The sequence below is a fragment of the Proteus sp. G4415 genome, assembly GCF_963896075.1.
In the GTDB taxonomy this organism is placed as follows: Bacteria; Pseudomonadota; Gammaproteobacteria; order Enterobacterales; family Enterobacteriaceae; genus Proteus; species Proteus mirabilis.
Genome location: NZ_CAWQOK010000035.1, coordinates 20,836 through 37,094 on the forward strand (window position 1 = coordinate 20,836; position 16,259 = coordinate 37,094).

Annotated in this window: 9 protein-coding genes; 4 read left to right on the forward strand and 5 right to left on the reverse strand. The window is 36.7% G+C overall.

Features of this window, described 5'->3' with window-relative positions:
* The first annotated feature begins 405 nt into the window (after window positions 1–405).
* The gene (locus tag AACU95_RS03135) at window positions 406–549 is read left to right on the forward strand and encodes a Hok/Gef family protein (protein ID WP_012367444.1); all 144 of its coding nucleotides are present in this window, start codon (window positions 406–408) and stop codon (window positions 547–549) included.
* Window positions 550–620: 71 nt separating this feature from the next.
* Here AACU95_RS03135 and AACU95_RS03140 read toward each other — a convergent pair whose 3' ends face one another.
* The 3 genes from AACU95_RS03140 to AACU95_RS03150 form a co-directional block, all read right to left on the reverse strand.
* Window positions 621–7,697, reverse strand: a complete 7,077-nt coding sequence (locus tag AACU95_RS03140) for an Ig-like domain-containing protein (RefSeq protein ID WP_161737049.1) — start codon at window positions 7,695–7,697, stop codon at window positions 621–623.
* Between the two features lie 298 nt (window positions 7,698–7,995).
* On the reverse strand, window positions 7,996–8,826 hold the full coding sequence (dkgA, locus tag AACU95_RS03145) for a 2,5-didehydrogluconate reductase DkgA (RefSeq protein WP_012367446.1): 831 nt from the start codon (window positions 8,824–8,826) through the stop codon (window positions 7,996–7,998).
* 27 nt (window positions 8,827–8,853) lie between these two features.
* Window positions 8,854–10,011: an iron-containing alcohol dehydrogenase gene (locus tag AACU95_RS03150; RefSeq protein WP_087740912.1), complete on the reverse strand. Its 1,158-nt coding sequence runs from the start codon at window positions 10,009–10,011 to the stop codon at window positions 8,854–8,856.
* Window positions 10,012–10,198: 187 nt separating this feature from the next.
* On the opposite strand from AACU95_RS03150, the gene AACU95_RS03155 reads away from it, so the two are divergent.
* Window positions 10,199–10,981 carry a class I SAM-dependent methyltransferase gene (locus AACU95_RS03155; protein ID WP_004245193.1) on the forward strand — a complete coding sequence of 261 codons (783 nt, stop codon included), beginning with the start codon at window positions 10,199–10,201 and terminating at the stop codon, window positions 10,979–10,981.
* A 177-nt stretch (window positions 10,982–11,158) separates the two neighbouring features.
* Here the strand turns inward: AACU95_RS03155 and AACU95_RS03160 are convergent, their stop codons facing one another.
* Together AACU95_RS03160 and metC are read right to left on the reverse strand one after the other, a co-directional pair.
* Window positions 11,159–11,830, reverse strand: coding sequence for a DedA family protein (locus AACU95_RS03160; protein ID WP_004248983.1), 672 nt, complete (start codon window positions 11,828–11,830; stop codon window positions 11,159–11,161).
* 124 nt (window positions 11,831–11,954) lie between these two features.
* Window positions 11,955–13,148 (reverse strand): cystathionine beta-lyase, encoded by a 1,194-nt coding sequence (metC, locus tag AACU95_RS03165; RefSeq protein ID WP_017628249.1) that lies wholly within the window; start codon window positions 13,146–13,148, stop codon window positions 11,955–11,957.
* A 330-nt stretch (window positions 13,149–13,478) separates the two neighbouring features.
* Here metC and exbB point away from each other — a divergent pair, with 330 nt between their 5' ends.
* Both exbB and exbD read left to right on the forward strand, forming a co-directional pair.
* Window positions 13,479–14,489 carry a tonB-system energizer ExbB gene (exbB, locus tag AACU95_RS03170; protein ID WP_004248988.1) on the forward strand — a complete coding sequence of 337 codons (1,011 nt, stop codon included), beginning with the start codon at window positions 13,479–13,481 and terminating at the stop codon, window positions 14,487–14,489.
* 6 nt (window positions 14,490–14,495) lie between these two features.
* Entirely contained in the window at window positions 14,496–14,924 is a 429-nt protein-coding gene (exbD, locus tag AACU95_RS03175; RefSeq protein WP_004245188.1) for a TonB system transport protein ExbD, read from the forward strand.
* Window positions 14,925–16,259 lie beyond the last annotated feature (1,335 nt).

Here is a 16,259-nt window from a genome sequence, read left to right on the forward strand (position 1 = left end):
AAAAAAGAAAGCCCCACATAACGACATGTAGGGCGAGTGCAAAACAAAGAGGTGGGTGCAGATCTTTTTTTCAAGAATGGAGTCAAGAAAATAAAATAAGTAAATTTCTTTGTTTTAGCGGATTGATTTTGTCTTTTTTAGATATCAGAGTCAACAAGAATATTTATTAGTTATTCATGTAACATGTTGTTTTAATTTGATTAATTTTAAAAAATACTACCAGTAAGGTATAGAGGTGAGGGAAAATTCTGCTACTATAGCGGTGGGTGCTTGGATCGTTTTGGTTCAAGCATTGCGCTAGAGCCAAAAAGACAAAAGCCCCGAATTTTATTTTCATAAAATCCGAGGCAGTCTCAAAGCTCAACAACTTGATTCTGCCTCCTTTATTAAAAGGAGTCAATCAAATTGACGAAAATAACCTTATTTGGCATTACAGTTGTCTGTGTGACGGTACTTATGTTTGCTTTAATTGTCGGTGAACGATTATGTTCGCTTAACATTAGTAACGGAAACATGGTCGTTCAAGCTATTTTGATGTGTCATCAATAGCTTGATGGGGGAGGTTTCCTCCCCCCAATTTTTGTTCAAGTTGTGAGATATGTGGTACAAGCACCCGGTCTTTAAAAATATACCCCTATTTGGCCATTCCAATGAAATTCTTTTTTAAGATAACTGGATCTGTTACCTATGGTTATATTTGCTTTTAACGTACCATGACCAGAATCATTAATTCTACATTCTTCGTCTAATGCGTAGTGTGATGATGTTGGCGATATTTCAGCTATTTTTTTAGAACGCTCGCTAAATATAATCTTATCTGGATAAGTTAATTTCTTATTAATATGTCCGATGAGTTTATCCGATGAATTTAATGTTACATCATATAATTCCGTAGTAATAGAAATGGGATAAAGTAACTTTTTCGGCTCACCTTTAAATACTAATCTTGGCGTTAAAATAAGATGTGTTGTAGCGGTTGACCAACCATTTTGACAAGCTGAAGCACTCTTTCCTGAGTTTGTATAGATAAATTTAGAATTATAATCAAGAGAGATTATTTTATATGCATTATTGGCAGGAAAATAGTCAATATTAATTTTATATTTTTTAGGATCGACGTAAGGCTGATTATTACTATCAAAGGTTGTGACTTCTAGTGTTAATTGTTTTGGACTGGTTAGATATTGTTTCGGTACCTGAATTTTTACCGGGTCATGTATATTATGTTTAGGTGCATAGTTTTGTCTTTCTTCTAAGGCGATAGAAGTGCCGTTTTCATCAAATAACTCGAAGTTAATCGCTTTAGGTGTGTCTGATGAAGACCATTTAACAATAAACTGATCGTCTGAAGTGTATAAAGGTTGCCAAGTTAAATCATCCAAATGTGTATTTGATTTGCTCTCTCCCGCAGATAGAAACTCAAATGAGTTAATTGTGATGCGAGGCGATGCTTGTATAATGACGTTATAGCTTTGCTCATGATCTTGAAAATAATTATTATTTTTCACCTCAAGTGTTAATGTTGTTTGCCCAATATTAAGGTTTTTGATAATCCCATCTGGGGTGATTTCAACTATGTTAGGTTGACTACTATACCAAGTTGCATTCGCTTCAACGGGGACATCTGGCGTAGGGCTTTGAGCCATCAATAATTTATCTGCAGCAGAATCAGTTGTTAATACAATATAATTCTTTTTAAAATAATAACTTAGTGCAGCTTTTTCTTGCTGATAGTCTACAGTTTGGCTATCAGCTAGGAATTTATCTGTAGCATCACTTTGTATTACTATTTTTGTTTTTCCTGGTTTAATGGCGGTTAAGTTACCTTTACTATCAATGGTGGCTACCAAGGTATCGCTACTAGAGAAATGAATGGGGGTATTTTTAACCTCTGGATTATCAAATTCCGCTGTTATTTGATGGGTAATGCCATCATTCCAGATCGATTGTATGGTGTGAGGAGAGGTTACTTTCAGTTTTGGTGGCGCTTTTTCTATCACTAAAGGATAGCTATTTTTAGCTGATGGATATTGCTCATTACCTAAGGTTTGTAAGGTAATAATTGTAGTACCAGCCTTTTTCATGGAGATTTGCCCACTTGTTGTATCAATGGAAGCAACAGTAGGATCAGAGCTTGACCATATTACCTGCATATTTTGTGGTACACCTTTATAACTTAACGCATCAATCACAGTTGATTTGTAGATTTCCTGTTGGATAGGTTTCTCAAAGGTAATTTCAGATTTAGGGATAGCCACTTTAATCGTCAATGGCTCTGCGATAGTTATTGTTTCAGCTTGAGCGGTTAAGATAATATCGGACATCGTATTTGCTGTAACATTTGTTTGATATTCACCATTGCCCACTGACTTTAATGGATTGTCACTAAAATTAGGCTTACCACTGATAGTTTTAATCTCAACATTCTTACCATCAATAGTATTATCGTATTTATCCATTAATTTTACGCTTAATAACGTACTATCTTTATTATCAGCATTTATAGAACGACGATGACTATTAAAGGTTGATTTATGAATATCTATTTCAGCCGGTATTACAGTAATATCTTGTGTTGATTTATAATTATTAGAATCAAGATAAGCGCTCATCTTCAAGCGTCCCGCGACATGACTAGTCACTCGATTCGTTGCTATCCCCTTATCATTAGTATAAGTGCTGTAATGATAATCATCTGCTGATCCGAGTAATTTCCATGACACAATAACATTAGGTAATACATTATTATTGGCATCAACGACAGTTGCTTGGTAGTTAACACCTTTATCTCCTGCGGTTATGGTTGTTCTATCAACCTCAACAGCGCGTATTTTCCATGTCGTCACATCGGCATTAAGTTGTAATATTTTTTGTTTTTTGAAATGGGTGCCATTTACCATAACACCAATCTGTGCTGTGCCCGATTGAGTTCCTGTTATTTCAATCTCATAGCGTCCCGGTGATATTTGTTGTGCTTGACTAAATTTGATGGTTGGATTTTTAGAAAATCCGCTTACTTGTTGGTTGGGGATGATATTTCCATTTTTATCTTTAATAACAAATGTCAATAATGCCTTATCTTTGCCATTAGCAATGATTTGACTCGGGTTCAACGACAGTTCTGACATCGTTTCATCAATGTGACCCGTTAAAAAGTGAACATCATCTGCTATATAAGTACCTGTTTCTAATATTGCGCTGACTTTGGCAACACCGACAGAGCGTCGAGATAATCCAACTATTGCTACACCATTATCATCTGTAAAAGTTAATGGTGTTTCGAGTTGACTACCTTCATTCGTTGACCAAGCGACAGGTACACCCATACCGACAGGATTATCATGGTTATCAACTAAATAGGCTTTATAAGTAATAGACTCCCCAGCATGTGGTTGCATATTGCTAATAGTAAAGTTTTTCACCTTTGCTGTTGTGTTATTAGGGAGCACCGTTAAAGAAACGGATTGTTTTATTGCTAATGGAGCAACGTGAGCCGATAACGAGGTTTTTCCGGTTTTTAATGCGCTCACTTGGGCTTGATAAATGCCTTTTTGTTTCTCTTTAAAGGGCGTAATCGTTGTTTGTAAATTAGTCTGCGGCGTTAAGGTGATTTTATTGGCTAAGTTGGGCAATAAATTACCTTCTTTATCCTTTAAGGTTATTGTTACGGTCGCTTTATTTGCCCCTGCGACAATAGTGTCAGGGAATATGGCAACAGTAGAAAGAGAGGCCGAAATATCACCTTCCGTAAAGGTGACAATGTGATCAGCATTGACAGATTGTTGGTTATTGAGCACTGCCGTTACTTTCGCTTTTCCTGCCTGAGTACTTGAGAGGGTAATTTCAGCTATTCCTTGCTTATTGGTCATGCTTAATGGTGCTGCAAGCTTACCGAGATCACTTATCCAACCGACAGTAACGCCTTTTGATACTGGATTGTTATGTTTATCGGTGATTTGTGCTTGAATAATGACTTTGTCTTTACCATTCGCTGTTACGGTATAAGGTGCCATAACCTTAACGGAGTGGATCTTGACTGTTTTATTATCTGTTAAAAATCCTAAAGATTGCGTTACCGTAATACTATCAATAGTGGCGGTAATTTGACTGAGTCCCGCTTTTGTACCTCTAATATGAGCTTGATAATTGCCGTTAGCCGTTTCTGTGATTTTACTGAATTGGATGGTGCTGTTATCCCCAATTAACGCAATATCGTTACTACGACCTATTACCGGATTATCAAATTTATCACGCAGGTCTATTTTACCCACAGCAAAGGCATTACCATCGGCAATGATAGATTGTGGTTCAATCGTCAAATAACTATTTTGTTGCACTGGCGCTCCCGCAACAAAGGTTACCTGAATGCTTTTTTTCTCTTTATTTGATAAATAGGCGGTAATTGTTGTTGGCTGTGCTTTGGTTCCTGAAATGACAACTTGCGTTCTGCCTTTTTCATCTGTTTGAGTAGTAGTTTCATCAATATGATTAATACTTGATTGCCAATAGACAGGGATATTTTTCAATGGGTTATGATAAGCATCAGTTAAGTTTGCTACTACGGTAATGCTATCTTGGTTATCTGCTATGGCAGATTGCTTATTATTTAATGTCGTTAATGTGAGAGTGGCACTTTTGAGATCTGCAACGGCAACTAAGTTAGTTTGTGCATGTTGACCATTATTTAATCGCGCGGTGATGGTTGTGATACCTGATTGTGATGTTGTTAGCGTATTTTTGGCGATACCTTGAGCATCGGTCTTAGTTTGTTGCTGAGCAAATTGAGTACCAGCACTCCCTTGCCAATTAACAATAGTATCAGGAAGTTGATTACCCAGTTTATCTGTTACTATTGCAGTAAGTTCTGCGGGATCTTGCTTATCTGCAACAATCTGATTTTTATTAACCAATAATTCACTAATCAAAGCTTGTTGCCCATTAGCAATAAAAGTAATTGGCTCAGCAGTAAAGGCATTGTTATTTATACGCGCAGTTACCCGCACACTGAGTGCTTGTGTACTGGTTAACTTGTTGGTGGTGATCCCTTGCTCATTAGTCATTGTGGTATGTTCAATGTTAACAATACTTTTATCGTGCTCAGTTTCCCAGCTAATTTGTGCATGAGGGAGCGGCTCACCGAACTGATCTTGTACTAATGCAGTAAGGATGACCGGGGTTTGACCATCTGCGACATGAGTTGTAGAGGATGGGGTTATGGAGACAATAACCCCCTTAGCTTGGTTGGCGATAAATTGGGTTGTCGCGTGAGTCATCTTGTCGTTTATTTTGGCCCTCACGGTGACCGTACCGGCGACTTTACTTATCATAGTGGTGGTCGCCTTACCTTGCTCGTCTGTGGTTAATATGGTTTGTTTTAATTGTGCTTGGTTATCTGCCGATAATGTCACATGAGTAGCGGGTATCGGATTATTTTGCTTATCAACAACTTGTAATGAAATGTTTTTTTCTGTTTTACCATCGGCTAGAGAAAGTGGTGGTGTGATCGTGAAGTTTTGTTGTGGAATATAGGCGCTATCATTATCCACACTAAAATGGACTTCAGTCGAATAGGTTATCCCTTTTACTTGTACACCAATCTGCGAACTCCCTACTTGAGTATTAGTCACTGAAGCAATAATCTCACCTTGTTCATCCGTTTTTCTTGAGCTAATGACATTAGCACCATTACTGGCAGTAAAGTTGACTGGATAATGAGCCAATGGATTGTGGTTGCTATCAGTGACTCGTACTTTGATTTTATTTTGACTTTTACCGTCGGCTGGCGCGTTATCTTTTGTAACCGTTAGGTTGCCTTTTGCAATATGGGCAGTTTGATTATCGGCAATAAGTGTCACGGTTGCTGAGTTGAAGGTATTATCACGGAATACGGGGGTTAGGGTTAATTTTTCCGGTATGCTTCCTGCTGTAACCGTTAATTGATATTTCCCAGCAGCTAAACGAGAGAAAGTAGAAATACGGCTATTGCCTTTTTCTGTATCAGACTGTTGCTGTAAAGTAATTTCTTTACTATCAATATCAACGGGTAAATTATCATTATCAACGATGGATAATATTAACTTTTGGGTTGCTTCACCGTTAGCGAATAGTTGGCTCTGTTTAGGTGAAAATAGGCTATTACGCGTATTGATTAACGATTTATCTACAATAACCGTTGTTTGAACAGGCGCTGAACGATTGCCATGGGTATCAATGGCAACAGCACTAATGATATAGCTATTTTTCTCAATTGCACCAATTTGATATTGAGGCAAAATCACGGTGTAGTGAGTTCCACCATGATGTTTTATTTGCCCGCCTTGGGCATTTAACTTACTTGCGGACCATTCAATATTGGCTAACGGATATTTTGTTTTTACTTGAACTTGTAAATCGCGCTCCTCTTTAGCATAACCATTTATTGAATCAACCATAGAAAGGAAAACTAAAGTTTCCTTTTTATATTCTAAAATCATATCGTTATTACGATTAACAAAGTCATAACGACTTCCTGCTAATGTACGTATTGCTTTGACATTATCAGGATTAAGTTGTGAAGCGAGTGATTCTCCTATGCGGTAGGACAAGTTGATATTCAAGTTATTATCAGCACGATCATGTAAGCCAATACGACGCTCGGCATTTAATGTGACTAATGGTATCGGAGTATAATTAATCCCTAATGTGTAGGTATGTGGATTTTTGTCCCGTTTATCTTTGCCAAATAGACCAACTTCTTTACCGTAGTATTGTTCAAAGATTAATTTAGTGCCTAATTGTGGATAAGCTGGAAAATAGCCTTCTGTTCGAATGTCCCAACCATTCGCAGGGCGTTCACTATAATCTAAGATATTATTAGAGGCTCGCCAACTTGATAGACGGTGATAATGGTTAGAACTTAATTTGAAATAGTCTCGCCAAATTTCGGCGCCAATTCCCAAACGATTATGATGATGCGTTAAATCATGATCATAAAAGCCATTAATGCCGACCATAAATTTTTCAGTAAAATAGCGATAACCAATACCATAATTAAATTGGCTACGAAGATCTTTGCGATGATAGTTAGTTTGAGCAAAGATCAGCTTTTCTTTTTGTTCATATAATGGAATTAACAATTCCGCTGAGCTATTTTTTAAGGTGAGATTTTTATCTGCTGAAAGTGAAACTCGCGCATGCCCAAATTGATTAAGCCATTGTTCTATTTTCTGATTGGATTTACTGGAGATTTGGCTAATTGCATATTGTGTTACATCGATATCTTTATTGAGTAAAAATGAATTATCAACAATAATTTTAGCGAGCTCTTCGCCCTCTGTTGAGGGGATTGCCTCATCTTGATTATTGAGCCACTTTTTTTTTAATAAATATTCATTAGGAATATTAAGAATAGTTCCATCATTTATTTTTAGCTCACCCGTTAACGATACATGTTGTGGATTAGCTTCAATCAATTTAAATAATTTTATATTAAATTTTTTTGCGATAGATTCTGGGGTATCACCCGCTTTGACTTGATAAGTATTTTGTTGATTTATATCGCTAATATTATGTTTTTTAAAGTTATTCTCATTGGCAAAAGTCTGCGTAGGCATGGTTGTCACAATAGGAAATGCTAATTGTATAAAAATATTAAGCCAAGCGACTTTTCTCGTAATAGAACTGGGGCGTGGGGAAGGTACATTATTTAACGTCGTCATTTTTAAACTCATCGTAACAAATAATGATGAGATTTTCGTATTTATAGTTTTTTTAGATATCAGAAACTGAACTTTAAGTAACTAACTTAACAATATATAAAAAATAGCAGATGAAAATTTTAAATGTAAATAAAGATTTAATTTGACTTAGTTAGACATGCGCTAATCATATATTAAAAAACAATAAATTTACTTTGTCTTATTTTAAAGTGTAATGATATAAAATATATATCATTGGTATAGTTAATAAAAAGCCAATAGCAAGAGTACTATTGGCTTACTTATAGAGCGTGAAATACTAGATATCAACAAAAGTATCAGGATCAGGCCCCAACCGCTTTCCTTTATCTAGTTGTTTTATTTCAGCAACTTCTTCTTTTTCTAATTTGAAATCAAAGATATGGAAGTTTTCTTCAATACGAGAAGGGGTAACTGATTTAGGAATAACAACCAAGCCACTATCTAAATGCCAACGTAACACAATTTGTGCCGGTGTTTTTTGGTATTTTTCTGCCAGTTTCTGAATAATTGGTTGATCAAACACGCCTTCACCACCTTGTGCTAAAGGACTCCATGATTCTGTCACAATATTATGGGTGGTATTCCAAGCTCTTAATGAAGCTTGTTGCATCAATGGGTGAATTTCAATCTGATTAATGACAGGGGAAACGCCCGTTTCTGTAATAATGCGCTCAAGGTGCTCTTCTTTAAAATTACATACCCCAATACTTTTAACCAGTCCCTCTTTTTGTAACACAATCATCTGCTTCCAAGCGTCAAGGTATAGCTCGCGAGATGGCACTGGCCAATGCATTAAATAGAGATCAACATAATCAAGTTGTAATCGCTCAAGGCTTTCAAGTAATGCACCACGAGCATGGGATTGATCGTTGTTCCATAATTTGGTGGTAATAAATAATTCGTCTCGAGGAATAGTGCTTTGCTTTAATGCCTTACCAACACCTTCTTCGTTATGATAAATAGCGGCGGTATCAATCAGACGATAACCTGTGTCTAAAGCATGATGTACCGCTTTAATAACTTGATCATTATCTGCTTGCCAAACCCCAAGTCCAAGTTGTGGAATAGTGTTGCCATCAGATAGTTGGATCAATTTAGGATTACTCATTATATACCTCCAGTTGCCTTTAAGTACTTAGAGTGCTGCCATATAGATACGCTGGCTGACTTCCAAGGTGATATCCTGATGTTCACCGAGTGCGGTTTGTCCATGTTGTTGCAGTTTTTGCACTAAGGCAGGAATATCCGCTTCACTGATATTAAAGTCAGACAGCCGTGTTTTTAGTCCCATGCGTTCAAAGAATTTACGAGTCTCATTGATGGCGCTATCGATTTTAAATGCATCAGAGCCTTGATGGATCCCCCACACTTTTTGTGCATATTGGATCAACTTAGCGTATTTCTCCTGACGTTTTTCGTTTAATAGCGCGGGTAAGACAATCGCGAGGGTTTGTGCGTGATCAAGCCCGTGTAATGCAGTAATTTCATGGCCTAATGCATGGGTTGCCCAATCTTGCGGTACACCGACACCAAGAATACCATTAAGTGCTTGGGATGCTGTCCACATTATATTAGCACGGATATCGTAGTCTTGTGGTGAGGTGAGGGCTTTCGGTCCTTCTTCGATTAAGATCCTTAATAGGCCTTCTGCATATTCATCTTGTACAAGCGCATTTACCGGATAAGTAAGATATTGCTCTAAAATATGAATAAATGCGTCAACAACGCCATTAGCGGTTTGTCTTGGTGGTAAAGAAAACGTTGCAGTTGGATCTAAAATAGCGCAATGAGGATAAACATGTGGGCTAGCAAAACTTTGTTTATCCATCGTTTGTTTTTTACTGATCACGGAAAAACAATTGGTTTCAGAGCCAGTTGCTGGAAGGGTTAGTACACAGCTTAATGGCAGTGCTTTTTCAATTGCCTGACCTCGGCTAGAGACAATCTCCCAAGGCTCTCCTTGATAAGGTATTGCAGCCGCAATAAATTTGGTTCCATCAACAACAGAGCCTCCTCCTACAGCCAGTAAATGAGTAATACCGTGATAACGAGCGTAAGCAACAGCTTTCATTAGCGTTTCATACGAAGGATTGGGTTCAATACCGCCAAACTCATGAATTTGATACCCTGGTAAGGCCGCATGCACTTGATCAAGTATCCCATTGCGCTTAATACTTCCACCGCCATAAGTTAATAAAATTCTTTCATTTTTCCCAATTTCAGAACGTAATTTTGCAATTTGTCCTTGACCAAAATGAATTCGAGTGGGGGAGTAATAAGTGAAATTTTGCATGGTTGTTTCCACCTTAATTTTATGTTCTTGATATGCTGTAGCATGACAAATCATTAGGAAAAATTATTTCACTGTATATAGACGGGATAATATGACATGACTATAACAGCGGGGTTATGAATGCGAGTGTTAAACCCTTTTTTTCATAACTATAGTTATTAATTGTAGTTAATTTATAAGGAGTAGTATGAAAAGTCATTATTTAACATTAAACCAAGCTCATTGGGATAAACAAGCCGCAATGCAAAATCAATGGTCTAAACCCGTGGACGATAAAGAAATTATCGAGGCAAAAAAAGGAAACTGGAAAGTACATTTAACGCCGAATCCCGTTAAAAAGGAGTGGTTAGCAGATATTAAAGGTAAAAACATACTCTGCTTAGCTTCAGCTGGTGGGCAACAAGCACCTATTTTAGCTGCTGCTGGTGGCATTGTGACCGTTTTTGATTTATCTGAAGGGCAACTGAGTAAAGATAGTCAATTGGCACAAAAACATCAGTTAGCTTTAACTACTCAACAAGGGGATATGGCTGATTTATCGGTATTTTCTGATGAAAGTTTTGATATTGTTTTTCATCCAATTTCAAATCTTTATGTACCTGATGTTAATCCTGTTTGGCAAGAATGTTATCGTGTATTGAGAAAAAACGGGGTTCTTATGGCGAGTTTTTATAACCCTGTAGTTTTTGTTGATGACAGAAATCAGGCATTGCGTGCACAAGGATTAATGAGACCGACTTATCGTTTGCCTTATAGTGATCAAAATTCATTACCTTCAGATATTTTGCAAGAAAAAATTGCAAAGGGAGACGGACTTGTATTTGGTCATTCGTTGACAGATTTGATTGGTGGGCAATTAAGAGCAGGTTTTTTATTACAAGATTTTGTTGAAGATTTTGCTCCTCAGGCTCGTTTTTTAATTGATAGTTATATTCCAACATTTCTTGCTTCGAAAGCCATTAAAATATAATAAATCAATTAGTTGAAATATTACCATTACAATAATAAATCTGTTTTATAAATATCTTAATAGGATAGGAGATAAGAAAATGAACAACTGAACGTGTGTCACAGCATCGAATAATACATAAAAAACGCCATTATTTTCACTTTAAATAATGGCGTTTTTGGTGTTACTCGAAATGGCTTATTTGGCGCTGTTATTGCTACTTTTACGATGACGAATATACATCACAATAGAGCCAATTAAACCGGCAGTTAATAGTAATACTGGTAATGTCATAAGAATATTCATCACCAATGTTTCATGTTTTTGAATAAAAGGGATCAGGTTCAGTATATAACCTAATGAGACAATAAGACCGACCCATAAGAAGCCACTAATCCAGTTAAATAGTTGGAAGCGACGTTGTTGTAATTCAGATAAACCGGCCAAAGTTGGTAGTAATGTACGTACAAAACCGATAAAACGGCCAATTAATAGTGCGTACAGGCCTCGACGATGGAAAAGATCATTGGCTTTATGGTGATATTGTTCGGGTAATTGAGCCATCCAACGTTTGACCACTTTAGTATCACTTAGCCAGCGGCCTTGCAGAAATCCAAGCCAGCTACCAATACTCGCGGCAGTACCTAACACAATAATGGTTGGCAAGAAATGTAAAACATCTTTGGCAATTAATGCACCACAGAGAATTAATAATGTATCGCCGGGTAGAAATGCGGCAGGTAGAACCCCATTTTCCAGCATAATAATAACAAAAAGAACAATATAAATAATCCACAAAATATTTGGATCAGCTAGCACCATATAATCATGTTGCAGTAGCGCGTGAATTATCTCTTTTAATGTACCCATTCGGCGAACTCGCATCACAAAAAAACTATATGAGAGCTATTCTAACGTAAAAAGAAGATGATCGTTTGATTTAATCCCTGTGAAACCACAGGGATAGCTTTTTTTTAATAAAAAAAGAGATGAATTAGTCAGAAATACGTAAAAATGCTTGCTCTAGATCTTCAATTAAATCATCAATATTTTCTAAGCCAATATGTACTCTAAATAAGGTTCCTGCGAGAGTGGGCTGAGTGTCATATTGTCGCATCGCTTTAATATCATTGGGATGATAGCCTAAAATAAGAGATTCAAATCCACCCCATGAAAAGGCCATTTTAAACAGGGATAAGTTATCAAGAAAACGTGAAAATTCCTCAGTGGTGAGGATCTTTTTTAGACTAAAAGAGAACAACCCATTACTTCCAGTAAAATCACGTTGAAAATAGGTGTGCCCCGGACAAGAAGAGAGTGCTGGATGGTAGACATTATCCACTAGCGGGTGCTGTTTTAACCAACGCGCAATTTCTAATCCACTTTGCTCATGTTGTTTCATTCTAACTGCTAAGGTTCTTAAACCACGAGCTGCCATATAAGCTGTATCCGGATCTGCGCACTGGCCTAATAAATACGTGTTTTCACGTAATTGTGGCCAACAACGTTGATTAGCAACAGCAAAACCTAACATACCATCTGAGTGACCAATAATATATTTGGTCGCTGATTGGATAGAAATATCAGCACCTAAAGTAAGAGGTTTAAGTAATAAACCTGCTGCCCACGTATTATCAATCATTATAATAATATTTGGGTTATAGTGTCTTACCGCAGTGATAATACCTTGTAAATCTTGCACTTCCATCGTAATAGAGCCGGGTGATTCTAGAAAAACAATTTTTGTTTCAGGGCGTAATAATTGACTAATTTCAGTGCCGATTAAGGGATCAAAATAGGTTGTGGTGACAGAAAATTTACTTAATATCTGATCACAAAAATTTTGCGTGGGATCGTAAGCGGAACCAGTCACAAGGATATGACAACCTTGTTCAATAAACGCAAGAATAGATTGAGTAATAGCCGCCGCACCTGATGGAAATAATGCGCAACCGGTCCCTTGTTCTAGTTCGGTTAGTGCCTCTTGTAGTGCAAAATGCGTGGTAGTACCTCTTCGTCCATAAAATAGAGCGCCTTCAGCTCGTTTTTGGGTGGCTTCACGTTTTTGGGCAACCGTATCAAAAATAACGGATGAAGTTCGTTGTATAATAGGGTTTACTGCGCCTTGTGAATATTTTTTTGATCGACCACTTAATAGCAGTGAGGTTTCTGGTTTTTTTTGCGTCATCCTTTATACCTACTTGTTATGTAATGATGTGTTTACCCCAAGTTAATGCATTTTTTACTGAAGTACAAAAGAGGATCGCGACAGTTGATAAAATTTCACGTTATATGAAATAACGAAAAATTGTCTTAAAAATCGACAAATGAAAAAAAAATGGCTAAATAGTAATGATAATTACTATCAAAATGCTTCATGTTTGATATCATCTGAGCGTTTCTCTTTTTCCTGATGGCAACAGGATGATTGTAAATAAACGATTTTGGGTAAGTAGTGAAATAGAAACTTCATTACTGAATAGATAATTAGATAAGAAAGAGAGTAAAAGGCCAACTGATGCGTAATTTGACAGCTTCTATTATATTGGCAATCGGTCTGACAGGCTCTGCTTTTGCGGATACAACACCGGCTAAGCAAACTGAGCAACCTGCGACTACGGCCACTTCTTCAACCGCTTCTACACAGGGAACGGCGACTACAACGATTGCACCAACAGCAGAAAATACGGCAACGCCAACGGGGGAAGCAGCCAAAACGGCAACTTCTGAAACACCAGTGGCAGAAGAGAATACATCGACGAGTACAGGAGATGCTGCACAGACAGCTCTAGAGCCAGAAAATGCCACGCAAGGTGCGACACCTGAAATCGTCACTGGAGGGGGATTTGCTGAAGATCTCTCTGTTATGGGAATGTATCGCAATGCAGATCTCGTGGTAAAAAGTGTCATGATCGGTTTGCTACTCGCCTCTATTGTCACTTGGGCGCTGTTCTTTGCTAAAGGTAGCTACTTATTAGCATTACGTCGTCGTTTAAGAAATGAAAGTGCGCAATTAGTAGAAGCGAAATCCCTCAAAGAGGCATTAGCGATTAGCCAAAAATTTGGCAATAAAAGTGCGACAGCCGACTTTTTTAATGATGCTGAATTAGAGCGTACTTACTCTCAAGATAGTCACGTTGCATCTGGTATTAAAGAGCGTGTTGAGATGCGCATGGAGCGTCGTGTCGCGGCTATTATTCGTGAATTAGGACGTGGTAATGGTTATTTAGCGACCATTGGGGCAATTTCTCCTTTTATCGGTTTGTTTGGTACGGTTTGGGGGATCATGAATAGCTTTATTGGTATTGCGCATTCTCAAACTACCAACTTAGCGGTGGTTGCCCCCGGTATCGCAGAAGCATTATTAGCAACCGCCATCGGCTTGATTGCGGCTATCCCTGCGGTCATTATTTACAATATTTTTGCACGTATGATTTCCGGTTATCGTGGTGAAATTGGCGATATTGCAACAGGTGTAGTGACCTTAGTCAGTCGTGACTTAGATATTGAAAACAGCAAATCAAGGTAATGAATTATGGCAATGAATCTTGGTAATGATTCAGGTGAAGATAATGAATTGCATGATATTAACGTCACACCTTTTATTGATGTGATGTTAGTACTGCTGATTATCTTCATGGTAGCAGCCCCCTTAGCGACGGTTGATATTAAAGTCAATTTACCTGCTTCGAGCGCCAAGCCTCAACCTCGGCCAGAAAAACCTGTTTATTTGACAATTAAATCAGATAAACAGATTTTTATCGGTGAAGAGATGGTAACTCATGAGACGATGGCCAGTGTCTTGGATTCTATGACGCAGTCGAATAAAGAAACGACTATCTTTTTCCAAGCCGATAAAACGGTCGATTATGAAACTTTAATGGGGGCAATGGACTCATTAAGGAAGGCGGGATACCTCAAAGTAGGGCTAGTGGGGATGGAAACCGTATCATCGGGTAACTAATTTTTTACTTATATTATACTTAAAAATATCAGCACTCTATCAGTCATATTGCAATGATTAATAGAGTGCTTTTTTTATTCACTAAAGATATAAATATGGTTATCTTTTTGTACTATTTATTTTTCTAGTATATTAATAGTTGCGCTAAAATAAAATTTAGCTTTAGTGTTAAATGTTATTAATCGTCTTTAGATTAAATTTTGTATAGTAGTATTAATTAAATTACTTAAGTGATTATGTGCTGAATCAATTAATAATAAGTAGATACTATTATTAAAGTTCCAATAGTATCAATATTCGTTAACTATTCATATTTTTTCACTTTTTATTTGATAAATATTTTTGTTCTTATGGTAAATATGACTATAACCACATGATTAATAATGTTTTTATTGCTATTTGGTTTAAGTGTAAAAAAACTTGCGCAAAAAATTCTATTGGATATAATGCATTCCAGTTACAAATTGAAACATGTTGTAACCTGTAACAACGCCTAATTTATTTATTATCTAAGTTTCCGTTTTGGTTACTTACTTTTTTTATTACACCAGGTAGATCGTTGTTTTCAGTCATTCAATTACTGATAAGTTGATTTTATTTACTTATCTATACTGCAACGGATATTTTTGTCGGTTGTGAGTAAAATATAAAGAGAAAGGCAGAGAACTACACATAGCATTTTTATTATTTTAATAAATTTAAAAGCCATAGTACTTCGCGGTACTATGGCTTTTTGTTTTATTACGCAGCAAATGTGTGTTTCATCTTGTCTAGAGCCCGCTTATACCATCGGTTGTTTTCTTTCTTTCTATCTATCTATGCAAGTCCTGCTACACCAACAAATTGTTAACACTCTTCGCGAGGCGTTTTTAGATTTTGTGACACATTTTTCTGCTATTGTGCCAAAAACACATTATTACTTTGTCTTTGTCAGTATCAAGCATCAATTTGCTACCAATATTTAACATCAAAATTGAGTTAGCGTTATCCAACTAGCAAAATCGCAATGTTATAAAATAACCATTAGTAATAATTTCAAAATAATATTAATTAGCTATTGTGGAGTATTTCTGGGAGTTAACCACCGGTTGTTATAATGGATTACTTATCTAACAAGTCGTTTTTACGACACTAAATTGTTATTCCAAAAACGAATATACTTATAACTATATGAAAAATTATGAGAAAAACAGGTTGATCGCTGGTTAAAATATAGACGGTTTAAGTATTGATTACGATAAAGTCATCAATAAAGATCGTAATGAAGATAACTTTGTTGATTAATCAATCTAGTAATGAAATTAGAGATATTAATGTAATTATTTATTATTTATA